This is a genomic window from Burkholderia cepacia (genome assembly GCF_001718835.1).
Classification (GTDB): Bacteria; Pseudomonadota; Gammaproteobacteria; order Burkholderiales; family Burkholderiaceae; genus Burkholderia; species Burkholderia cepacia_F.
Genome location: NZ_CP013444.1, coordinates 1,207,018 through 1,232,000 on the forward strand (window position 1 = coordinate 1,207,018; position 24,983 = coordinate 1,232,000).

Here is a 24,983-nt window from a genome sequence, read left to right on the forward strand (position 1 = left end):
CTGCCGCCGGCGTCGGGTTCGGCGGGATGTGTGTACCATCGGGCGTACGGCGCGGGCCTCGCTGGCCAGTCGCGCCGCAACGTGGGTGAGCGCGCCATGCGAAGTTTTTTTGTCCGGTTCATTGCAATCGGCGTGCTGTTCCATCTGTACGTCGGGATGCGGATCATTCCCGATGCGTTCGCGTCGCCGGTCGCGCGCACGATCGCGGCGCTCGTGCTGGCGAGCTTCGTCGTGCTGATCCCGGTCGGCATGTTCTCGCGCCGCTTCGACGAAGGCTGGGCCGCGACGCTGGCCGGCTGGGCCGGCTCGGTCGTGATGGGCTTCTTCTCGTCGCTGCTCCTGCTGACGTTCGTGCGCGACCTGATGCTGCTCGGCGTGGCCGCGTGGCGCGCGCTCGGACACGCCGGCGCATGGGGCGGGGCGGCGGCGGACAGCGCGTCGGGCGTGCTGGCCGGCGCGCTGCTGATCACGGGAATCGGGTTCGTGAACGCGCGCCGCACGGCGGCGGTCAAGCGCGTGTCGATCCCGGTCGACGGGCTGCCGGCGGGGCTCGACGGGCTGACGATCGTGCAACTGTCCGACATCCACGTCGGGCCGACGATCAAGCGGCCCTATGTCGAGCGGATCGTGCGCGCGGTCAATGCGCTCGATGCCGACCTCGTCGTCGTGACGGGCGACGTGGTCGACGGCTCGGTCAAGCGCCTGCGCGAGCACACGGCGCCGCTCGGCCGCATGCAGTCGCGGCACGGCAGCTTCCTGGTGACGGGCAACCACGAGTATTACGCGGGCGCGCACGCGTGGATCGACGAATTCCGGCGCATCGGGCTGACGGTGCTGCTCAACGAGCACGTGCTGATCGAGCACGACGGCGCGCACGCGGTGCTCGCGGGCGTCACCGACTTTACGGCCGGGGCGTTCGACCCGGCACACCGCAGCGACCCGCAGCGCGCGCTGGCGGGTGCGCCGCGCGAGGTGGCCACGAAGATCCTGCTCGCGCACCAGCCGCGCAGCGCGGAACAGGCGAGCCGGGCCGGGTTCTCGCTGCAGATCTCGGGCCATACGCACGGCGGCCAGTTCCTGCCGTGGCCGCCGTTCGTGCGGCTGCAGCAGCCGGTGATCGGCGGGCTGAGCCGCTTCGGCGATCTGTGGCTCTATACGAGCCGCGGCACCGGATACTGGGGGCCGCCGAACCGCTTCGGCGTGCCGTCCGAGATCACGCTGATCCGGCTGACGCGGGGTGCGTAGCCGGCGCCCCGCGCCGGCGTGGCGCACTCGCCGCGGCGCGCGCGTTCATGCGCGCCGCGCGAGCGTCACGCGATGCGGGCGATGTCGTCGAAGTCGAAGCGCGGGCTGCGCGGGAACAGGCCGGCCGGATCGCCGTAGCCGAGGTTGACGAGGAAATTGCTCTTCACCGTGGTGCCGGCGAAGAACGCGGCGTCGACCGCCGCGTTATCGAAGCCGGACATCGGGCCGGCGTCGAGGCCGAGCGCGCGGGCGGCCATGATCAGGTACGCACCCTGCAGCGACGAGTTGCGGAACGCGGTGGCCTGGATCAGCGCGTCGTTGCCCGCGAACCAGCTGCGCGCGTCCGCGTGCGGGAACAGGCGCGGCAACTGCTCGTAGAACGCCATGTCCATGCCGACGATCACCGTGACGGGCGCGGCCATCGTCTTCGCGAGATTGCCTTCGGACAGCGCCGGCTTCAGGCGGGCCTTCGCTTCCGGCGACTTGACGAACACGAAGCGCGCGGGGCTCGAGTTCGCCGACGTCGGGCCGAATTTCGCGACGTCGACCAGCCGGTGGAGCAGCGCGTCCTCGACCGGCTTGTCCTGCCAGGTGTTGTGCGTGCGCGCGGTCAGGAACAACTGGTCGAGCGCGGAATCGGAAAGCGTCATGATGATGAGGTCCGGAAAAGGGCCGGCGAAGCGCGCCGGCCGGGTTGAACGGGAACGTGGCGCGGCCGGGCAGGGGCGGCCGCGCGACATGGCGCGATGATAGCGTGATGCGCCTGCGCATGCCCGGCGGCAGCCGTCGGCCGGGCAGCGGCACCGGATTGGAACGGCCTCGCGCCGCGAATGAACGAGCATGGCGGCCGCGTGCGCGGTTCGCTACCATGCAATCATGCGTCGCCCGTCGATGTTTTCCGCCTGACCCGCCCGATATGTCCACGTTCGATCTCTTTGCTGACACGCCCGCGCCCGACGTGGACTGGTACCCGGACTGGCTGGCGCCGTCCGATGCCGATCGCGCGCTGGACGCGCTGATCGACGAGGTTGCGTGGCGTCAGGACACGATCCGCACGCCGCGCGGACGCATTCCGTTGCCGCGGCTCACCGCATGGCAGGGCGAGCCGGATGCCGTCTACGTGTATTCGGGGATCCGCAACGTGCCGGCGCCGTGGACGCCGGCCGTGTTCGACCTGAAGCGCGCGGTCGAGGCGACGTGCGGCGCGCGTTTCAACAGCGTGCTGCTCAATCGCTACCGCAACGGGCTGGACAGCCTCGGCTGGCACGCGGACAACGAGCCCGAGCTCGGCGAGGCGCCGGTGATCGCGTCGGTGAGCCTCGGTGCGATGCGCGTGTTCGACCTGCGCCATCGCGCGACCGGTGTCACGCATGCGTATCGCCTCGTGCACGGCAGCCTGCTCGTGATGCGCGGGCGCACGCAGGCCGAATGGCAGCATCGCGTGCCGAAGGCGCCGGGCGTGCAGGGCGAGCGCGTGAACCTGACGTTCCGGCGGGTCGTCGCGGGACCGGCGGACGCTGCCTGACGCAAGCCCGGCGCGCGAATGCCGATGGCCCATGCAGCCCGGCTATCGGTTTTATTTTGAGATAGCCCAGTGAAACCTCTGATGGTGCGTCGCAACATATTCCGTGTAGACTGTCTGATGGACCGGCGCGTACCGATCGCTGCCGGAATGATTGCATCGCATGCCCGAGGGCCGGCCGGCGCCGGACGACGGGCGGCGGGAGAACTTCGCGTGACCGGACTGAGTGAATCCCTCGAACCCTCGCTGCACGTCTTTGAACAAGACGGCGGATGGCAATGGGCGCTGACGGTGAAGCGGGCGACCGGCGTCGGCGTGAAAGTCGTGGCGTTCAGCCGGGAAGGTTTCGTTCGCGAGGCCGACGCGCACGCCGCCGGCGAACGCGCGCGCGCGGCGCTCGACGGCGCGGTGCTCGCCTGACGCTTCCCGTCGTTTCCCGTAGACTGCGGCGCACGCCGACCGTGGCGCGTTGCCGCGGCGGCCGGGTCTTCCGCTTTTTCTTCATCCCAGGGCCTGCTCACGCTAATAACGGGCTTGCGAACTTGCCTTGCCGGCTGCAGTGCAAGAAGCAAGGAGCGCCGTTTGGCCGAGCCAAACAAGCGACGCGCGACGCCGCAATGCGGCCGGCAAGGCAAGTTCCCCTGATCTTAAAAAATTCATTCGCGGGGCTGGCCGCCAGAAGGGCCGATCGCCGCGTCATGCTCCTTGCGAATACGCCCGGTATTCGCTGCGTCGCATTCCTCGCGCTCGGCCCTTCTGGCGGCCAGCGCAAGCCCGTTATTAGCGTGAACAGGCCCTGGGTCGCGACGCCGGCCGCCGCGCCGCGCGTGCGCCTTCCCGTCCCGTCAGGAATGGTCCGTATCTTTCGACACGCGACTGCCACAGGTTTCGCCTAACGTAGGCGCGCATCCGGCCGGACGCGCGCTGCGCGAGCCGCGCCGGCATGACGGACAACCGACGGACGTGGTTCATGTGCGACGACAAGACAGGCTGTGACGATCGCCCGGTCCGCGGCGGGGCGTCGGCGGCGCGGGGGCCGCAAACGGGTTTCACGCTGATCGAGGTGCTGATCGCGCTGGCGATCGTCGCGGTGGCGCTGGGTGCCGTGATGCGCGCGATCGGCGCGCTCGCGTCGGATACCGACATGGCGCGCATGCGCCTGCTCGCGTTGTGGAGCGCCGACAACGCGCTCGGCGAGATCCGCATCGCCGCGAACTGGCCGCCCGTCGGCGCCAGCACGTTCGCGTGTCCGCAAGGGCCGTACCGGTTCGTGTGCCGCCAGTCGGTGGCCGCGTTGCCGAGCCCGCTCGTGCGGCGCGTGACCGTGAGCGTGTATCCGTCCGCGTCGAGCCGCAACGTGCTCGCCGAAGTCGTCACGGTGATCCAGAATGAAGCGCGCCGCTGATCCGCGCGCGGCGGCGCGTGCCCGCGGCTTCACGCTGATCGAGATGCTGGTCGCGATCGCGCTGCTCGCCGTGATCGCGCTGCTGTCGTGGCGCGGCCTCGACGCGACGATCCGAGGACGCGACGATATCGCGTCGAATCTGGCGCAAACGCGTCTGCTCGGCCGCTACTTCTCCCAGTTGCAGTTCGATCTGATGAACCTCGTCACGGCCGACGAAGTGTTCGGGCCGCCGCTGCGCATTCGCCCGAACGATCTCGTGATGGTGCGTCATCTCGGCGTCGGCGGCGGGCCGGCGCAGATGCAGGTCGTGCGCTACCAGCTCAAGGGGCGCGAGCTCGTGCGCAGCGCGTCGCAGCCGCTCGCGTCGCTGGCCGAAGTCGAGGACGCGCTGCGTCACATGGATGATTTTGCGAAGGTGGTCGTCAGCCGCGACGCGCGCGCGATGCAACTGGCGGTGTGGATCGCGCCGGGCGGATGGACCGCCAGCCAGGCCGCCATCGAGCAGAGCTACGCGCAGTTTCTCGCGCAGCACGGCATCAGCAACATCACGTCGCTCGGGATGCCGCTGCCGCGCGGCGTCCGCTTCGCGGTCGCGCTCGGCACGCCGTCCGTCGAATACGAACGGACGATTCCGATCGGGCAGTAAGCACGGCGGCCGATGCGCACACACCGCGCACCGCATGCATCGGCCGCGCGGGGCGGCACGGGGTGCGCGTCCGGCCCGCCCGTCAAAATGGTCCGTAACTTTCGTCATACGCGTGTTACCGCTCGTCCGCTAGTCTCGCTTCGACAGCGATTGCCGCGACCCGCCGCTCCGGACGGTCGACCGGCAACGGATTCCGCGAGACGGCAAGGGGGCCAACGTGGCGGGCGAGTACTCACAAGGTGCACACGCACGCGCATCCGCGCGCGATGCGTCCGGAACCCGCGCGCCGGCGGCGATGCTGTCCCGCGCGCTGAACTGGCACAGCGCGGGGCGCCTCGACGACGCCGCACGCGATTATCTCGCGGTGCTCGCGAAGGAACCCGATCATCCGCAGGCGCTGCACCTGTACGGCGTACTGCAATTCCAGTGCGGCGAGGCCGATCAGGCCGAAGCGCTGCTGCGCCGGTCGATCGCGATCGCGCCGGACGTACGCGCGCTGTCGGATCTCGGCGCGCTCGTCGGCGACGGCGGGCGCGCGGACGAAGCGCTCGCGCAGTTCGACGCGGCGCTGCGCGTCGATCCGCGCGACGTGCAGACACTCGTGCGCCACGGCAACACGTTGATCGGCCTGCGCCGCTACGACGACGCGCTTGCGTCGTTCGACCGTGCACTGGCGGTGTCGCCGCTCGTGCTCGACGCGCTCTGCAATCGCGGCGGCGCGCTGCGCGCGCTCGGGCGTCATCAGGAAGCGCTCGACACTTACGATCGCGCACTGATGGTCGATCCGCATTCGTTCGAATCGTGGTTCAACCGCGCGCTGGTGCTGCGCGCGCTGCAGCGCCCGGCCGACGCGCTGCAGTGCGTCGACCGCGCGATCGAGATCCGGCCCGGCGTCGCGGTGATGCTGTCGATGCGCGGCCAGACGCTCGTCGATCTCGGACGCCTGAACGAAGCGCTGAGCGCCTTCAACGAAGCGATCGCGGCCGACCCTTCATTGGTCGAGGCGCTCTACGACAGTGCGGTCGCGCTCGAACGGCTGGGCCGCGCCGGCGAGGCGCTCGCGCGCTGCGAACGCGTGCTCGCGCTCGAACCGGCGCATGCGCGCGCGCACGCGTGCCGCGGCAACGCGCTGCTGCAGCTGAAGCGCCACGACGCCGCGCTCGACAGCTATGCGCGCGCGCTCGACATCGACCCGGGCGCGCACGAGGTCCGCTGCAATCAAGGCACCGCATTGCGCTTCCTGAAACGTTTCGACGAAGCGCTGCAAAGCTACGACGCCGTGCTCGCGAACGACGCGCGCTTCGGCGAGGCCTGGACTCATCGCAGCAGCGTGCTGCAGGACCTGCATCGCTACGACGACGCGCTGCGCTCGCTCGACCGCGCGCTCGAACTGCGCCCGGACCATGCGGCGAACTGGCTCAACCGCGGCAATCTCCACTACGCGACCGGACGCGCGGACGATGCGCTGGCGGCCTACGATCGCGCGATCGCGCTGGACGCGGACTACGTGGACGCGCATGTCGCGCGGGCGTCGCTGCACCTCGTCGAAGGCGATTTCGCGCGCGGCTGGCGCGGGTACGAATGGCGGTTGCGCGATCCGGCGCTGGCGCGCCACGACCGTGCGTTCGCGCAGCCGTCGTGGCGCGGCGACGCGCCGCTCGCCGGCCGGACGATCCTGATCCATGCGGAACCGGGCGTCGACGACACGCTGCAGTTCTGCCGCTACGTGCCGCATCTCGCCGCGCAGGGCGCGCGCGTCGTGCTCGAAGTGCCGGCGCCGCTGCGTGAGCTCGTTGCGTCGCTGCAAGGGCCGGCGCAGGTGATCGCGCGCGGCGAATCGCTGCCGCCGTTCGACTGCCACTGTCCGCTGCCCAGCCTGCCGTTCGCGCTGCGCGCGACGCTGCCCGACATGCCGCGCCAGACGCCTTATCTGCATGCGGACCCGCAGCGCGTCCGGCAGTGGACGGAGCGGCTCGGCGAATCGCGCCGCCCGCGCATCGGGCTCGCATGGGCCGGCAATCCGGAACACCGCAACGACCACAACCGCTCGATCGATTTCGCGCGACTCGCGCCGCTGTTCGATCTCGACGTCGACTGGATCAGCCTGCAGAAGGCCGTGACCGCGCGCGACGACGCGTTGCTGGCGAACGCGCCGGTGCGGCGCTGCGGCGACGAGCTCGGCGATTTCGCGGATACGGCGGCGCTGGTCCGCTCGCTCGATCTCGTGATTTCCGTCGATTCGGCGGTCGCGCACCTGGCCGGCGCGCTCGGCCATCCGGTGTGGGTGCTGCTGCCCGACCCGCCGGCGTGGCGCTGGATGCGCGGGCGCGACGACAGCCCATGGTATCCGGACGCGCGCTTGTTCCGGCAGGCCGTTGCGGGCCGCTGGGCGAGCGTGATCGACGCGGTGTGCGCCGCGCTCGACCGGATCACGCGTTAGAACCGACCCAAAACACGACGACACGATGCGACAACCGGGGGCCAGAGCATGACATCGAACGGGGCAGGGACGCCGCTCGCGGCAGCAACGATTCCGGGGCCGCCGCCCGCGATCCGTCGGCCCGATGCCGCGCAGCTCGAACGGCTGCTCGTGCGTGCGCGCAAGGCGCATCACGAGGGCGCGCTGCACCATGCCGAAAAGGCATACGCGGAGTTGCTGGCGCTCGATCCCGAGCATCCGGAGGCGTTGCACCTGCTCGGCGCGGTACGTTTCCAGCAGGGGCGGCTGGCCGAGGCCGACACGCTGATGCGGCAGTCGATCGAGCGCCAGCCGGTGCCGCTCGCGCTCGCGAACTACTCGGCGGTGCTGGCCGGGCTCGGGCGCGAGCACGATGCGCTCGCGCGGCTCGACGAGGCGCTCGCGATCAATCCCTTGCATCAGCGCGTGCTGTTTCAGCGGGCCGGGCTGCTCGCGCAACTCGCGCGCCACGACGACGCGCGCGCGGCTTACGACCGTCTGCTCGAACTCGCGCCGCAGTTCGCCGACGGTTACGTGAAGCGCAGCGACATGCTGCGCGCGCTCGGCCGCTGCGACGACGCGCTCGCCGATTGCGATCGCGCGATCGCGCTCGCGGGCCGCACGTTCGACGCGATGCGCGCGCGCGGGCTCGCGCTGCGTGAGCTCGGCCGCTTCCGCGATGCGGTGGACAGCTACGGCCACGCGCTCGCGCTGCGGCCGGGTAGCGCCGACGCGCTGTTCCTGCGCGGCGTCGCGCATCTGGATCTCGGCGAGCCGGCGCTCGCGCTCGCCGATTTCAACGCGGCGATCGCCGCAAGCCCGGGTTTCGTCGATGCGATCTTCAACAGCTCGATCGCACTCGAGCAGCTCGGCCGGCACGACGAAGCGCTGGTGCGTTGCGACCGCGCGCTCGCGATCGATCCGCGCCATGCGCGCTCGCTCGCCAATCGCGGCAACGCGGCGAGCTATCTGGCGCGCTACCGCGACGCGACCGACAGCTATGCGCGAGCCCTCGAGGTCGAGCCGGACAACACGGGCGTGCTGTGCAATTACGCGAGCGCGCTGATGCGGATCGACCGCCACGGCGACGCGCACGATGCGTGCGACCGCGCGCTGGCGGCGGAACCGGACTACACGCCCGCGTGGTTCACGCGCGGCCGCGTGCGGCTCGAAACGCACCGCTACGGCGACGCACTCGATGACTTCGCGCGCGTGATCGCCGCGACGCCACGCGACAAGCTCGCGCACTTCCACCGCGGCAGCGCGTTGCGCGCGCTTCGGCGGCACGAGGACGCGCTGCGCGCGTATGCGCAAGCGATCGACATCGACCCCGACTATGCGCACGCGCATTGCATGCGTTCGTTCCTGTGTCTGTCGATCGGCGATTTCGAGGCCGGTTGGGCCGAATACGAATGGCGCTGGCGCGACAGCCAGCTCGACGGCAGCCGGCGCGATTTTGCGCAGCCGCGCTGGACGCACGGCATGCCGCTCGACGGGCAGACGATCCTGCTGTATCCGGAGCAGGGGCTCGGCGACACGCTGCAGTTCTGCCGCTACGTTCCGCTCGTGAAGGCGCTCGGCGCACGCGTCGTGGTCGAGGCGCCGGTCGAGCTGAAGGCGCTGTTCGCGACGCTCGACGGCGTCGACGTGCTCGTCGCGCGCGGCGACCCGCTGCCGCCGTTCGACCTGCATTGCCCGCTGTTGAGCCTGCCGCTCGAATTCCGCACCGATCTCGCGTCGATTCCGTCCGGCGCGCCGTATCTGCACGCCGACCCGGCGCGCGTCGCCCGCTGGCGGGAGCGGCTCGGTGAGTCCGCGCGGCCGCGCATCGGCCTCGTGTGGTCCGGCAACCCGCTGCACCTGAACGACCGCAACCGCTCGATCACGCTCGCCGACCTGTTGCCGCTGCTCGACGACCGCTACGAATGGATCAGCCTGCAGAAGGTGATTCGCGACGAGGAGCGCCCGCAGCTCGAAGGCGGGCCGGTCTGCTTCGTCGGCGACGAACTGACGGATTTCGCGGAAACGGCCGCGTTGACCGCGCTGATGGATTGCGTGGTCAGCGTCGATACGTCGGTTGCGCACCTGGCCGGCGCGCTCGGCCGGTCGCTCGCGGTGATGCTGCCGCACACGCCCGACTTCCGCTGGCTGCTCGATCGCGACGACAGCCCGTGGTATCCGGGCGCGCGCCTGTTCCGACAGCCCGAGGGCGGACAGTGGGCGAGCGTCGTCGAACGCATTCGGGACACGCTGCCGGCGCTGGTCGGCGGAGCCGCGCGATGAGCGCGCAGACCGCGCGGCCGGGACCGACGCCGGAATTTACGCCGGGCGCGGGCATTAGCGTGCTGCAAGCCGCGCTCGACGATGCGCTGCGCCATGCGCGCGCGAAACTCGAGCAACGCGACTTCGCGGGGGCGGCGCGGCTCTACGAGGGGGTGCTGGCGATGGTGCCCGACCACGTCGAGGCGCTGCACCTGCTCGGCTTCGCATACCTGCGCGTCGGCGACCCGGCTCGCGCGGAGCCGCTGATTGCGCGATCGATGCGGTCCGGCCTGAGCCAGCCGTGGAATCTCGCGAACCATGCGGCGGCGCTCACGGGCATCGGCCGCCATCGCGACGCGCTCGCCTTGTGCGAGCGCGCGCTTGCCCAGGACCCGGGCCATGCGGAGGCCAACGCGGCGCGCGGCGACGCGCTGCATGCGCTCGGGGACGGCGACGCCGCGCTCGCCGCGTACGATCGCGTGCTCGGCCGCGAGCCGGGGCATGCGCTCGCGTGGCGCAAGCGCGGCGAGACGCTGCGGATACTGGGCCGGCCTGCCGACGCACTGATCAGCATCGAGCGCGCGCTGCGGATCGATTCCGACGACCCGGCTGCGCTCGCCGAACGCGGCCATGCGTTGCGCGCGCTTGGCCGCGGCGACGAGGCGCTGCATGCCTACCAGCTCGCGATGGTGGTGCGCGGCAAGACGCCCGATCTCGTCTACGCGTGCGGCGTCGTGCTGACCGAACTCGGGCGTCCGGCCGATGCGCTGGCGTGCGTCGACGAAGGGCTGGCCCGCACGCCGGACGACATGCAGTTGCTGTTCGTGAGTTGTGTCGCGCTCGATCTGCTGCATTTGCGCGACGAACTGCTGAAGCGTAGCGACCGGCTGCTGGCACACGACCGCGACAACGTCGGCGCGTGGGTCGGCCGCGGCAACGCGCTGCTCGGGCTCGAACGACACGCGGACGCCGCGCACGCTTACGGTGAAGCGCTGTCGCGCAGGCCCGACGACATCGATGCGCTGCGCAACCGCGCGGCCGCGCTGCGCGCGCTCGGCGCATTCGACGACGCGCTCGTCCACTACGACCGGGCGCTCGCGACGACCGGGCCGCGGCCCGAACTGCTTTACCAGCGCGCGCTGACGCTGCAGCAGCTCGGTCGCTACGACGATGCGCTCGCGAGCTATGCCGCGGCGGCCGGCGCGCCCGCGGACGCCGCGCAGGCGCTGTTCACGCGCGCAGTCGCACGCCAGCAGCTCGGCGACTACGACGCCGCGCTCGCCGATTTCGTGCGCGCGTGCGAACGCGATCCGCATCACGGCGCGGCGCGGCGCTCCGAGGCGTTCTGCCGCCTGGTGATGGGCGACTTCGACGCGGGCTGGCGGCAACACGAATCGCGCTGGGATGCCGCCGACGTCATGCTGCACCGGCGTCACGCGGACCGGCCGATGTGGCACGGCGATGCGTCGATCGCGGGCCGGACCGTGCTGCTGCACGCGGAGCAGGGTTTCGGCGACACGCTGCAGTTCTGCCGCTACGCGAGCCTTGCGCACGATCGCGGCGCGACCGTGCTGCTCGACGTGCCGGCCGCGCTCGCCGGGCTGCTCGGCACGCTGCGCGGCGTGAGTCGGGTCATCGCCGACGGGCAGCCTGCGCCGGCCTTCGATCTCCATTGCCCGATGATGAGCCTGCCTTTCGCGTTCCGGACGACGCTCGATACGGTGCCGGCCGGCGTGCGGTACCTGCGCGCCGACGCACGGCGACGCGCGGCGTGGGCCGGCCGGCTCGATGCGCTTGCGCCGCCGCGCCGCCTGCGGGTGGGGCTCGCATGGTCGGGCAATCCGGATCATGCGAACGACGAAAACCGGTCGATGACGTTTGCCGCACTCGCGCCGCTGGTCGCGCTCGATGCGACGTTCGTGAGCCTGCAGCCGCAGGTGCGCGCGCGGGATGTGGAAGCCTTCGCGGCGAGCGGCGTCGTGTCGTTCGACGACGCGCTGAAGGATTTCGCGGAAACGGCCGCGCTCGTCGATGCGCTGGACCTCGTGATCGCCGTCGATACCTCGGTCGTGCATCTGGCCGGCGCGCTCGGGCGCCCCGTGTGGGTGCTGCTGCCCCGCGTGCCGGACTGGCGCTGGTTGCTCGAGCGCGACGACAGCCCGTGGTACCCGAGCGCGACGCTGTTCCGGCAAGGTCTGCCCGGCGACTGGCCGGCGGTCGTGGCGCGCGTCGGCGCGGCGCTCGCCGCGCTCGCGCGGTCGCACCGCGAGCCGGCATGACCCGGCATGACTCGGCGTGCTCCGGCGCATATGACAAAAGCTACGGACCTTTCATGCGCGGCCGGAATGGTCCGTAGCACCCGCCATGCCGCTGCCACGCGCGCTTCGTATGGTCTTCGGATTCCAGTGGCCTGTTCAACGCGCATCGACACGCGCGGCCATGGATCGGCGCCGGCCTCGGCGCGATCGCGGCAACGCGCAATTTTCCAGGGTTCGGGGTGAAGAATGGCAGCACGCGCACGCGCAGTACGACAACATGACCCGATTCGTTCGCGGTCCGTCCTGAGATCGGACCTGCGTCCGCTATGCCGGTCGGTCGCCGTGATGCTGGCGGCGGGCGTCACCGCGCACGCGCAGGCGGCGGGCATCGTGAACCTCGGGCAGGCGAGCGCGCGCGCGGCCGGCGGCGGCGCGGGCGGCGCAGGCGGCTTGGCCGGCGTGCCGAATCTCGGCGTGTCGCCGCAGCAGGCGCTGCAGGCGAGCCAGCCGTCGATCCGCAACCTCGGGTATGCCGCACACGCGATCGCCGCGCAGATTGCCGCGCAGCAGAATGCGGCCGCGGCGGCGGCGAAGCTGCCGTCGGCCGTGCCGAACGGGCTGGCGCCGGGCGGCCTGCAGGTCGCGGCGGGCGCGACCAACGATCCGAACAACCCGGTGCTGTGGTTCAACGCGAATGCGCCGCAGCAGAGCGTCGACGCGAACGGGCACGTGAACGTCGACGTCAAGCAGACCGGGCAGAACGCGGTGCTGACGTGGGAGACGATGAACGTCGGCCGGCAGACGACGCTGAATTTCGACCAGTCGGGCGGTACGCAGACGAACGGTGCGAACAACTGGGCCGTGCTGAACCGGATCAACGACCCGAGCGGGCGGCCGAGCCAGATCCTCGGCAACCTCACCGCACAGGGGGCCGTGTACGTGATCAACCGCAACGGCGTGCTGTTCGGCGCGGGGTCGCAGGTCAACGTGCATTCGCTGGTGGCGTCGTCGCTGAACCTGCTGAACATGAACAACTACAACCAGGCCATGGTCAACAAGGTTCCGGTTGTCACGGGCAGTCTCGCGCAGGACGCCGCCGGGATCGTCGCGAGCAATCAGCAGTTCCTGAGCTTGCCGGCGGGGACGACCGGCGGGCTCGCTTATCCGGAGTCGGGGAGTTCGACCGGCGTGAACGGCGACGGCAGGATTCCGAACGAGGTGCTCGGCCTCGGCAACCAGGTCAACCTCGCGTCGGCCAGCCAGTATCAGCCGTGGGGCGACGTCGCCATCGAACAGGGCGCGTCGATCATCACACACGCGAACGGCAACGTCAGCGATGGCGGCTTCGTGCTGGTTGCCGCGCCGAACGTGACGAACGCGGGCAGCATTTCGGCGACGTCGGGGCAGGTCGTGCTCGCGGCCGGCGTGGGGGTGAGCCTGCGGCCGAACAGCGGCATCAGGGGGAACCCGCAGGTCCTGCTGCCGGAGTTGAGCGGACAGATCACGCTGCTGGGACCGAACGGCCAGGCGACCGACATCACGCCGGCCGGTACGTTGACGAATACGGGCATCGTCCAGGCCGCCCGCGGCAACGTGAACCTGCTCGGCAGCCGGGTCGCACAGAACGGCGTGGTGGGCGTGACGACGAGCGTCAACACGCCGGGCACGATCACGATCTCCACGGTCGACGAATACTTCGCCAACAATCCGGCCGGCGGGGCGTATCTCGGGCGCCCGATCGCGACCTACGACGCGATCGGCGGCGGCGGCGATACGCATCGCGCCGGCCTGCTGAGCTTCGGGCCGGGATCGGTGACGACCGTGCTGCCGGACAACAACGGCCAGACCGCGACGTCGACGCCGGGCACGACGTTCACGCCGGGCGGCATCGCGATGACGGCCGGTTCCGTGTGGTTCCACGGCGGCTCGCTGATCGAGGCGCCCGGCTCGGCCGTTTCCGTCGCCGCGCTGACGCCGTCCACGTCGTTGTCGAAGGCCCCGCCCGGCCAGACCGCGGTGCCGGGTCGCATCTACGTCGATGACGGCGCGACGATCGACGTATCGGGGCTCGCAAACGTGCAGGCGCCGATCTCGCAGACGCTCGTGACGATCGACCGGATCGGCCAGAACGAGCTGGCCGATTCGCCGCTGCTGCGCAACAGCTTCCTGTTCGGGCTGAAGGGCGTCGTGGTCGACAGCACGCTGACGGGCACGCGCAGCGACGGCGTGCAGTGGGTCGGCAGCCCGATCCTCAACCTGTCAGGTTACGTGAACCTGATTCCGCGCACTGTCGATCAACTGCTGACCAACGGCGGCACGATCACGCTGTCCGGCAACGAGGTGATGACCGCAGCGGGTTCGTCGATGAACCTGAACGGCGGGTATGTGCATTACAACGGCGGGATGGTCAACACGACGCGGCTCGTCGACGCCAACGGCGCGATCGTGCCGATCGGGCAGGCGAGCCCCTATGAGCGTTACGTCGGCATCGCGGGCCAATTCACCGAATCCCACCCGCGCTGGGGCGTGACGAAGTCGTGGTTCAACCCGCTGCAGACGGGCGGCACTTACCAGTCCGACTATATCGTCGGCGGCAACGCGGGCACGCTCGACCTGTTCGCGTCGCAGGCGCTGGTGCTCGATGGCGACATCAGCGCGCAGGCGTTCGGCGGCGCGAAGCAGATGCAGGGCAACAGCCTGCCGTCCGGCGGCACGTTCAACCTCGGCGCCGATCCGAAGCTCGGCGGCACGGCGCTGGTGAACCTGACGTCGAACAACCACGATACCGCGAGCGGCACCGCCGGCCTCGTCGTGCTGCAGGACAACGCGCCGAGGCTCGACGAAGTCGCGCCGGGTTTCTCGATCGGTACGCCGCTCGATACGAAGACGTTGCAGGCGCTGCCGGCGACCGACCCGCGCAACGTGCTGTCGACCACGGTGGTGCCGGTCGCGAAGCTGAACAACGGCGGTTTCGCGAACCTGAACGTGACCGAGGACAAGGACGCAGGCAAGGGCATCACGGTCGCGCAGGGCACGCAACTGAACCTGCAGCCGGGCGGCTCGATTTCGCTCGGCAGCGTCGCGGTGGGCGCCGACATCGACGTGGCCGGCCGGCTGTCCGCGCCGTCCGGTTCGATTTCGATCACGAGCGGCGGCAATGTGGTCGTCGGGCCGCAGGCGATCAATGCCGCAGGCCAGTGGGTGAACAACGACGTGCAGGCCGCGCCGGGCACGACGCCCGGCAACAGCCAGTTCATCGACGGCGGCACGGTCTCGCTGTCGGCGCTCCAGGGGTCTCAAGCCGCGAGCGGCACCGACATTGCCGATGTGACGGGTTCGATCCTGTTGCAACCGGGCAGTGTGCTCGACGTATCGAGCGGTGGAGAAATGCTCGCGAACGGTCAGTTGCTGATGCGGAACGGCGTGCCGGCCGGACGCGGCGGCAGCGTGTCGCTGCGCACGTATGCGGCATCGCCGTTGAAACAGTTCGGCCATATCGTCGACGGCGGCGCGAACCTGCCCACCGCGCAGCCGTCGGCCGGCACGATCGCGATGGGCGGTACGATTCTGAGCGAAGGTTTTTCGGGGGGCGGCACGTTGACGCTCGAGGCGCTCGGTTTCAGGATCGGCGGCGATGCGGCGGCAGCGTCGCCGTGGGACGTGTATCTCCCCGAGCGCTTCTTCGCGCGACAGGGGTTCGGCAAGTATGTGCTGAATGCGTTCTACGACACGATCGTCGCGCCGGGCGCCGCGGTCGGCGTGACGCAATTGAACCGCATCCCGGACGCGATCGCGCTTCAGCAGGCCGGCACGGGCGCGAACCTGGCGGCGGGCGGCCTGACGACGATCGGCCAGCTCGATGCGTATCACCGGCAGGCGACGAGCCTCGTGCTGACGGCCGGCAATTACACGTCATGGCTCGGATCGACGACCGGCGCGGCGCCGCCGTCGTATCCGGGTGTGACCGGCGCGGTCACGCTGTCGAGCGGCGCGTCGATCCATGCGGACGCCGGCGCAAGCATCGGCCTCGGCTCGCCGGCGCAGGTCACGGTGCTCGGCTCGATCGTCGCGCCGGGCGGGGCGATCACGCTGAGCGCGGATTCGAAAGGCACCTTTGCGCAGACGGGGCAGTTCGGCGCCGGCTTCATGAGCCCGGGGAAATCGGTCTGGCTGGGCGCGGATGCGTCGCTCGACGTCTCGGGCACGGCATTGGCCAATCCGCTTGCCGTGCCGGTCAAGCTCGGTGGAGCGACTGTCTTGCCGAATACCGGCAAGGTTCTGCCGGGCGGTTCGGTGACGCTGTCGAGCGATTCGGGCTACGTCGTTGCACAAGCTGGTTCGACGATCGACGTGTCGGGCGGGTCGGGGAACTTCGACCAGTTGCAGGCGAACGGCACGATTGCGTCGCAACCGGTGTGGAGCGATGCGGGCGCGATCACGCTGTCGGCGGCGAACGGCCTGTTCGTCGATGCGACGCTCGCGGCGCATGCGGGCGCGGCGCAAGCGCGCGGCGGCACGCTGACGATCCTGCCGCATCAGAACGACGGCGCGACCGGCACGGCCCTGGTCGTGCGGCAAGGCGGCACGCTCGTGCCGGCGGGACTGGCGCCGGGGCAGGACTTCACGTCGGCGCTCGATCCGACGACCGGGTTGCCGATCGGCCAGCCGACGGGCGTCATTCAGTTCGCCGTCGACCGTCTGAGCGGGTCCGGGATCGCCAACCTGGTGCTCGGCGATGCCGCGTCATTCCCTCCGTCCGGCGTACCGGTGCCGCCGATCGTGTTTGCCGGTGATGTGACGGTGGCGCTGCCGGAGTCGGTGACGCTGAACACGGGGCGTATCGCGGCCATCGGCATGGGGCAGTTGTCGACGCTGCTGTCGACGCCGGCGCGCAAGCCGGACGGGACGAGCACGTCGGCCGTCGATGCGTTGCTCGCGCAGCCGCCGCAAGCACCGCTCGGCACGACGGTCGAGATCGACGCGCCGTATGTCGCGTTGTCGGGGCCGGCGCTCACGTCGCAGTCGCCCAGGTTCACGCCGGTCGCGACGCTGTCCGATGCGACGCTGAACGTCAACGCGTCGTTCCTCGACGTGAAGAACCAGGTTCAGTTGAACAATTTCGGTCAGGCGAACTTCACCAGCAGCGGCGATATCCGCCTGGGTTCGACGAACGCCAGCCAGTCCCAGGCGTCCGGTCTGGCTCCGGGAATCCTCTACACCCCCGGCAACCTGACTTTCAAGGCGGCGGACCTGTATCCGGCGACCGGCGCCACGTTCATCGTCGATGCGGTCGGCCCGACCGATCCGGCGACAGGCAAGCCGGCGCCGACGACGGTCACGTTCGCGTCGAACGGCGCATCGGGCACGCCGCTGTCGGCCGGCGGCACGCTGCTCGTCGATGCGACGAACATCGTGCAGGGCGGCACCGTGCGCGCGCCGTCGGGCACGCTCGTGTTCGGCGTCGGCGATCCGACCAGCAGCGCGACGCTTGCACAGTTCGCCGGCCTGCCGCTCGTCGCGACCGATTCGGTGACGTTCTCGAACGGCAGCGTGACGTCGGTTTCGAACGGCGGATCGATCATTCCTTACGGCACGACGATCGACGGCGTCGAATGGCAGTTCAACCCGGTCGTCGGCACGACGACGACCGACCTGAATGCGCCGCCGGCCAAGTACATCGGCGTGAACGGCACCAGCGTCGCGCTCAACAAGGGCGCGACGATCGACCTGTCCGGTGGCGGCGACCTGCAGGCTGCCGAATGGGTGCCGGGCACGGGCGGCACGCGCGACGTGCTGTCGCAATACAACGTGAGTTACGCGAACGGCAAGGGTGCGACGGCGGTGCCGGTCAACTCCGGTGCCGGCAACGTCTATGCAATCGTGCCGGGCGCGCAATCGCCCGTCGCCGCGTATGACCCGACGTTCGCGCAAACGCTGCAGCCGTCGACCAATGACAACGGCACGGCGACGACCACGACGGCGACGCTCGGCGTCGGTCAGGCCGGATTGAACGACCCGATCGGCAAGGCCGTGTACCTGTCCGGCGTGCCGGGCCTGGCGCCTGGCTATTACACGCTGCTGCCGGGCAAGTACGCGACGCTGCCGGGCGCGTTCCGCGTCACTGTATCGAACACCGCCGGCAACGTCGTGCCGGGCGCGTCGCAGGTGCTGCCGGACGGCACGGTGACGACGGCCGGGTACTTCGCCGATGCGGTGACGGGCGGCCGCAGCGCGACGCCGACGCTGTTCAGCGTGCAGTCCGGGCCGGTGTGGCAGCAGTACTCGCAATACATGCTGACGGGGGCGAACGCATACTTCACGAAGCTTGCCGCCGGCAAGGGCAACGTCACACCGCCGCTGCCGGTGGACGGCGGCCAGCTCGTGCTGGCCGCGACGAAGGCGCTGACGCTCGGCGCGACGCTGAACGCGGCCGCCGGTGCGGGCGGTGCGCCGGCCGAGGTCGACGTCGCGTCGCAGGACATCCAGATCACCGGCAACGGCAGTGCGGTGCTGCCGGGCTATCTGCAGATCGGTGGCGATGCGCTGGATTCGCTGAACGCAGGCAGCCTGCTGATCGGCGGCACGCGCGTCGCGACGACGAAGGGCGTGACGATCACGCCGATCGCGAACAGCGTGGTGGTGTCGAACGATGCGAACTCGTCGCTGAAGGGCCCGGAAATCCTGCTCGTGACGAAGACCGACACGAGCGGTACGGATTCGAATGCGGCGAACGGCTTGCGTGTCGACGCGGGTGCGTCGATCGTGGCGGCGGGCGACTATCCGGCGGCGAAAGACCAGCCGATCACGATCGCCGGCGACGGTGCGCTGCTGCGTGTGTCGAACGGTGCAATGGCGCCGCTCACGCGCACCGGTGGCACCGGCACCGGGTTGTTGACAGTCGGCGCAGGCGCGACGCTGTCGGGTGGCCAGGCGTTGATGCTCGATTCGTCGGGCAACCTGAAGGTCGACCCGACGGCGACGCTGTCCGGCAAGTCGATCACCGCGGACGGTTCGGCGATCACGTTCACCAATGCGAGCGGCGCGGCCGCGGCGAGCCTGCCGGGCTTCGTGATCGATCAGGCCGGGCTTGCGCAGCTCGCCAATGCGGATCTCGTCACGCTGCGCAGCTACGGCGCGATGGGCTTCGTCGGCGACGTGAACGCGACGTTCGGCAAGCGCGTCGACCTGAGCGCGGGCACGTTCACGAGCGACGGCGGCCGCGTGACGCTGAACGGGCAGCAGGTCGCATTCACGAACGAGACGGGGGCGATCGGCAGCGCGGCCGTGCCGGGCGGCGGCACGCTGACGGTCAACGCGAAGGAGATCGATTTCGGCACGGGCAGCAAGAACGTGAGCGGCTTCGGTTCTGCGACCCTGAACGCGACGGGCGGCATCGTCGGGCAAGGCACGGGGACGTTCGACTTCGGTTCGCTGCCGGTGACGCTCAATGCGCCCGTGTATTTCGCCGATACGAGTTCCGCGTCGACCGTGAAGACGACCGGCGCGCTGACGCTGAACGGCGCGTCCGGCACGGCGCTGACCCGCAACGCGGTCGGCGGCGCGTGGAAGTTCGTCGGCGGTGCCGTGACCGACAACGGCGCGGCGATCGCCGCACCGGCCGGCAACGTGAGCCTCGAAGCGACCACCGGCAACCTGACGATCGGCGGCGGGTCGACGGTCAGTTCGGCCGGCGTGTCGAAGCAGTTCTTCGACGTCACGCAATACGCACCGGCCGGTTCGATCACGCTGACGGCCGACGCGGGCACGGTGGACGTGCAGGCCGGCTCGACGCTCGATTTTTCTGGCGCGAAGGGCGGCGGCGCGGCGGGCAGCCTGACGTTGTCGGCGCCGAAGCAGGTCGTGAATCTGAACGGCACGATCAAGGGCGGTGCGACGAACGGCTACGCGGGCGGCTCGCTGTCCCTCGACACGGCGGGTGCGGCCGATCTCGATTCGCTGGCGAAGACGCTCGCGTCGAGCGGCGTGAACCAGTCGATTGCGGTTCATACGAAGTCGGGCAACCTGACGCTGTCGGCCGGCAACGCGCTGACCGCACGCTCGGTGGCGCTGACGGCCGACGGCGGCGCGGGCCGCGCGCCCGACGCCGCGAACGGCAACGTGAACGTGCTGGGCACGATCGACGCATCGGGCAAGGCAGGCGGGCAGATCGACCTGTATGGCCGCAGCGGCGTCGACGTGGAGGGCACGCTGCTTGCGCGCGGTTCCGATCCGACGCAGCGCGGCGGCAAGGTAAATATCGGCACGAGCGCGGTGTTCGATCCGACGATCGTCGATGCGGGCGGCAACGCGATCGCGAACAACGCGACGTACGGTTACGAGAATTTCCTGCGCGCGAACGCGGGCGCGATCACGCTGGGCGCGAATGCACTGATCGACGTATCGGGCGGGACGGCCGGCGGGTTGTCGGGCGGCACCGTGAATTTCCGCGCGCCGCTGCTGATCGACAACGGCGTGAAGGTCAGCCTGCCGGATGCGTTCAACGACGGCAAGGGCATTGCCGGGTCGCGCGCGACGACGCTCGAGGCGTATGCGACATGGAGCACGACCGACGCGACGTCGGGCGCGCAGCACTTCGACGGCATCGTCGATCCGGCGGGCTGGTACGACCGCAGTGGACATTTGCTGGCCGGCACATTTACCGCGCAGGCCACGTCCGGCACGCCCGCGACGTTCTCGTTCACGCCCGACGGCACGGGCGGCGGCACCGTGACGAACCAGGCGACGGGCGCGACGGCCAGGGTGACGCAGGCGCAGTTGCAGGGCGGCGTCACCGATCAACTCCTGCCGGGCTTCGGCGGGCTCGACAACATGTATTTCGCCCCGGCGACGGGCGTGGCGAACGCGGATCATCAGAGCTTCTACGGCTATCTGGCGGGCGGCGCGACCGCGACGACGCCGGGCACGCTGATGGGGTTCGTGCAGAACGGGCTCGGCGCGACGGCGAATCCGTTCGCCGGAAAGAACGTGGCGAACGCGCGCGTCGTGCCGGGCATCGAGCTCGACAACCCGAGCGCCGCGATCAACGGCGGCGACATCCAGGTGCTGACCAACTGGAACCTCGGCGCGGGCACGTCGCCGACGAATCTCGCTTATCGCTACCAGGGCGAGGCGCCGATCGTGACGCTGCGCGCCGGGAACGACGTGAAGGTCAAGGCGAGCCTGACGGACGGGTTCTTCCAGATCGCGAACCCGCTGGGCGGCGGGGGGACGATTCCGGTGCCGCCGTTGTCGACCCTCAGCGCAACGCAGACGCTTTACACGATGCCCTCGGGCGTCCTGGGGGAGCTCTACCATCTCGGGCTCAATTATTTCGGCGAAAGCGGATATAGTGCGAATCACAATCTGGCATTCGGGCCGGGGCAGCCTACAGGCGGGACGCCAGACGAGATTGCCGAGTACTACGCGTTGTATTCGGCATACGCGAGCTATCTGACGGAGCAAGCCACCTCGCTGAGCTCGTTGCTGGGACAGAACCCGCACTCGTCCACCGCCGACATCATTTCGTCGATGCGCGGCAACGGAATGCAGCCCGGACAACCGGTCGCGCCGGTTGCGCCGTCGGCGGCGGAACAGGCCGCCAATCCGGCGTCCTATCTGCTCTATCTGAATCAGTACAGAACCTACCTGACTGCGACCGCGCAGTATTACGTGCAACATGGCATCGTGATGGCGCCGCATGCGGATACCGTGACGCCGCCGGCTGTACAGCCCGTTGCCGTGATCGCGACGACGACGATCGACTTGCCGGCGGTGACCGACAATACGCCTTCGCCCGTCCCGGTGGCGGGCAATCCGATTCCGCTGTTGTCGGCGTCCTTGGCGGGAGGCGCGAGCAGTTCCTTCCGCGTGGTGGCGGGCGCGGATGTCGGGAGCACGAACCCCCTTGCGCTGCGGCCGCCTTTGCCTTCGGACGCGACGACGCATAGTGGGAGCGTGACGCTTGGCGCGCATACGACCTATGTGGATGCGAGTGGATTGGCGTTGCTTGCGCCGACGATGATTCGAACCGGCATGGGGGCGATCGATGTCGCCGCCGCGAACGACGTCGCACTGTTCGATGCGACCGAGACGCCGAAGAACGACCCGAATTCGATGATCGTTCCCGGGGTGATCTACACGGCGGGCGCGCCCGCTGCGGGGGCACCCGCCGTGGGCACCGGCATCACGATCCTGCATCCGCAAACGTCGGGAAATCCGGACATTTTGATTACCCCGACCGTCAACCCGGATTCCGCGGGCGACATCACGATTCGCGCACAGGGAGACATTGCCGGCGCCGAACGTCTGGTGGACGCGACGGGCGCCGTAACGGGGCAGCAAGGCAAGGACTTCAGCCAGTACTGGTGGCAGTGGATGCAGATCGGCAATCCGACGGGAACCGTTGGCGCGACCAATCCTGTCACCCAGGTCGTTCGAACGTCGATCAACTTCGGCGAGTTCGATCAGGGCGTGATGAGCGCTGGCGGAAACGTATCCGTGTCGGCTGGCGGGAATATTGCCGACCTGTCGGTGTCGCTGCCGACGACGTGGTACCTGACCGGCACCAATACCGACACCCCCACGATCAATACGGTCGGCGGCGGCAACCTGACCGTGCATGCCGGGGGGGACATTCTGAGTGGCGATTATTTCGTCGCGAAGGGCGCGGGGACGATATCGGCTGGCGGGAGCATCGGATCGGATATCGCGGTGCCTTCGAATTTCATCGGACGGCCGCCCACGGTGGTGGATACGCTGCTGGCGACGCAGGATGGCGTGCTGGACGTCAACGCGCGCCAGGGCGTCAGCATCGGGCGCGTGTTCAATCCGTCGTATGTGCAGGGCAATGCGTTGTTGAACGCGTATCGTCAGCAGGCGGACATGCAGGGGTACTCGACGACGTCCGCCGTCAACGTGGCGTCGACGACCGGCGACGTGGCACTCGGCACGCTCACCGCAGGCGTGATTGGCGGAGACGCGACTTTCACGGCGACGCCGGGGATGAACGACCTGTCGTTCGTCTTGCCCGCGTCGGTGAATCTGACCGCGTTCACCGGCGGCATCACGGTGGCGGCCAGCGGCGCACTCTACCCGTCGCCGTCGGGCAATCTGAATCTGATCGCAGACCGGTCGGTGAATCTGTCGAGCGAGCGCGGAATGGGTTCGGACGGGCCGGTATTCGGCCTGCTCGACGTCGACCCGTTGGCGATGCCGTCGGCGGCGAGGCCGTATGTCTTCGTCGCGAACCCGAACGATGCGTCGGGGGCGGCGCATGCTTCCGTCGCGCTGCACGGCGACGATACCGTTCCGGCGCGAATCTATAGCCTGAACGGAAATATTGTCGACGGCACGTTGCTGACGACGGGGGCCAGTGCCGGCTTTTACGGCAGTCTGGTGCCTGTCGCGATCGACAAGCCGGCGCTGATCCAGGCCGGACAGGACATCGTCAACTTGTCGTTCACTGGTCAGAACCTGCGCAAGTCGGATGTCACGCGTATCGTGGCGGGACGTGACATCTACGACACGCCGCTGGTGCACGACGTCAACGCGATCGTGCCGGTACTGGCGCTTGGCGGCCCCGGGACGTTCGACATCGAGGCAGGCAGGAACATCGGTCCGCTGACGAGTCAGGCACAGGCCTATGCAAGCCTCGGCGGACCGAAGGTTGTCGGGCTTCAGACGGGAATCAACGCTGTCGGCAACGCAAACAACCCGTATCTGCCGCATGAGAGCGCGAACGTCAACGTGTTGTTCGGCGTCGGCCCGGGCATCGACACGGCGGCGTTTGTCTCGACGTACATCGATCCGGCGAGGTCGGTGGCGGGCGTGCCCAGCACGGCGCCCGCGCTGGTCGCATTCATGGAGCAGTACGAGGCGGGTCTCACGGTCGACACGGGGCTCGTCAACGGCCAGCCGGCCATCCGGCCGCTGAGCGTGGCGGACGCGTGGACGAAGTTCAAGGCGCTGCCGCAGCACGTCCAGCAACTCTTTGCGGAACAGGTGTTGTTCAGCGTACTGACGCGAGTCGGCGAGGATTACAACAATTCTGCCAGTCCGTATTTCCAGAAATACGCACGGGGATACGAGGCGATCAACACGCTGTTCCCGGCTTCGTACGGCTATACCGCGAACAATCTCGGTGGCGGAAGCAATGGCGCGAACAAGGTGAGCGACACGGGCGATCTCGATATCCGCAGCACGACGATCCAGACGCAGCAGGGCGGCGACGTGACGATACTCGGGCCGGGCGGGCAGGCGCTCGTCGGCAGTACGACAGCGCCGCCGCAGATCGTCGACGCGCAAGGCAACGTGGTCGCGGGACCGGGGAAGATGGGCATTCTCACGCTCGAGAAAGGCAATGTCGACATCTTCACGGACCAGAGCGTGCTGCTCGCACAGAGCCGGATCTTTACCGAGCAAGGCGGCGACATGACGATCTGGAGCTCGAACGGCGACATCAACGCGGGCAAGGGCGCGAAGACGTCGGCCGACACGCCGGCGCCACAGTATGTTTGCGATGCGAACCATTACTGTACGGTCGATGCGCGCGGACAGGTGACGGGCGCCGGCATCGCCACGCTGCAGAGCGTGCCGGGCGTGCCGCCGGGCACGATCAACCTGATCGCACCGCGCGGCACCGTCGATGCGGGCGATGCGGGTATTCGCGCGGGCAACCTCAACGTTGCTGCTTTGCGTGTGGTGAACGCCGACAACATCCAGGTGACGGGCAAGGCGACCGGTATTCCGCTCGTGCAGGCAGTGAACAGCGGCGCGCTGACCGCGGCCAGCGCGGCGGCGTCGGCCGCGACCCAGGTCGCGCAGGACATCGCGAAGAACAACGCGTCCGGTGGTTCGACGCGTCGCTGGACGATCTCGGTGCAGGTCGAGGGGTTCGGCGATGCGGGCGACGATGGGTCGAAGAAGCGCAAGCGCGAGCAGATCGGCTATGACGCATTGAACGCGGTGTCGATTCTCGGCTTCGGGCAGCCGGGGCCGGCGCAGCAGGCGGCGTTGACGGCGCAGGAGCGGGCGAGGTTGGGGAAGATCTGAGCTGAACGGGAAGCGTGTGGCGGGCCGCCGGTGTGATTGGCGGCCCGTGTCTTCTTGGGATGATGAAACGTCGACAGGTGCCGAGCGCGCCGCGACCCTGGACCGGAGCACGGCGCCGAAGCAGACAAGCGGGGCGG

The 24,983-nt window shown here is 69.4% G+C and carries 10 protein-coding genes; 9 read left to right on the plus strand and 1 reads right to left on the minus strand.

Annotated features, from left to right (window positions below; genetic code table 11):
• Positions 1-96 precede the first annotated feature (96 nt).
• Positions 97-1,245 carry a metallophosphoesterase gene (locus WT26_RS25715; RefSeq protein WP_069275137.1) on the plus strand — a complete coding sequence of 383 codons (1,149 nt, stop codon included), beginning with the start codon at positions 97-99 and terminating at the stop codon, positions 1,243-1,245.
• Between the two features lie 65 nt (positions 1,246-1,310).
• On the opposite strand, the gene WT26_RS25720 is transcribed toward WT26_RS25715, so the two are convergent.
• Positions 1,311-1,895, minus strand: coding sequence for a malonic semialdehyde reductase (locus tag WT26_RS25720; RefSeq protein ID WP_059866387.1), 585 nt, complete (start codon positions 1,893-1,895; stop codon positions 1,311-1,313).
• 266 nt (positions 1,896-2,161) lie between these two features.
• Between WT26_RS25720 and WT26_RS25725 the strand changes: the two genes are divergently transcribed.
• The 8 genes from WT26_RS25725 (at position 2,162) to WT26_RS25760 (ending at position 24,846) form a co-directional block, all read left to right on the plus strand.
• Positions 2,162-2,770 carry an alpha-ketoglutarate-dependent dioxygenase AlkB family protein gene (locus WT26_RS25725; protein ID WP_069274226.1) on the plus strand — a complete coding sequence of 203 codons (609 nt, stop codon included), beginning with the start codon at positions 2,162-2,164 and terminating at the stop codon, positions 2,768-2,770.
• A gap of 210 nt (positions 2,771-2,980) precedes the next feature.
• The gene (locus WT26_RS25730) at positions 2,981-3,187 is read left to right on the plus strand and encodes a hypothetical protein (protein WP_069274227.1); all 207 of its coding nucleotides are present in this window, start codon (positions 2,981-2,983) and stop codon (positions 3,185-3,187) included.
• A gap of 550 nt (positions 3,188-3,737) precedes the next feature.
• Positions 3,738-4,172, plus strand: coding sequence for a type II secretion system minor pseudopilin GspI (gene gspI / locus WT26_RS25735; RefSeq protein WP_069275138.1), 435 nt, complete (start codon positions 3,738-3,740; stop codon positions 4,170-4,172).
• Positions 4,156-4,818: a PulJ/GspJ family protein gene (locus WT26_RS25740; RefSeq protein WP_069274228.1), complete on the plus strand. Its 663-nt coding sequence runs from the start codon at positions 4,156-4,158 to the stop codon at positions 4,816-4,818. Before gspI ends, WT26_RS25740 begins: the two co-directional genes overlap by 17 nt.
• Before the next feature lie 217 nt (positions 4,819-5,035).
• Complete coding sequence (locus WT26_RS25745; RefSeq protein ID WP_069274229.1) at positions 5,036-7,258, plus strand: tetratricopeptide repeat protein; 2,223 nt, start codon at positions 5,036-5,038, stop codon at positions 7,256-7,258.
• 48 nt (positions 7,259-7,306) lie between these two features.
• Positions 7,307-9,559, plus strand: coding sequence for a tetratricopeptide repeat protein (locus WT26_RS25750; protein ID WP_069274230.1), 2,253 nt, complete (start codon positions 7,307-7,309; stop codon positions 9,557-9,559).
• Complete coding sequence (locus WT26_RS25755) at positions 9,556-11,817, plus strand: tetratricopeptide repeat protein (protein ID WP_069274231.1); 2,262 nt, start codon at positions 9,556-9,558, stop codon at positions 11,815-11,817. Before WT26_RS25750 ends, WT26_RS25755 begins: the two co-directional genes overlap by 4 nt.
• A gap of 324 nt (positions 11,818-12,141) precedes the next feature.
• Positions 12,142-24,846, plus strand: coding sequence for a filamentous haemagglutinin family protein (locus WT26_RS25760; RefSeq protein ID WP_069274232.1), 12,705 nt, complete (start codon positions 12,142-12,144; stop codon positions 24,844-24,846).
• Positions 24,847-24,983 lie beyond the last annotated feature (137 nt).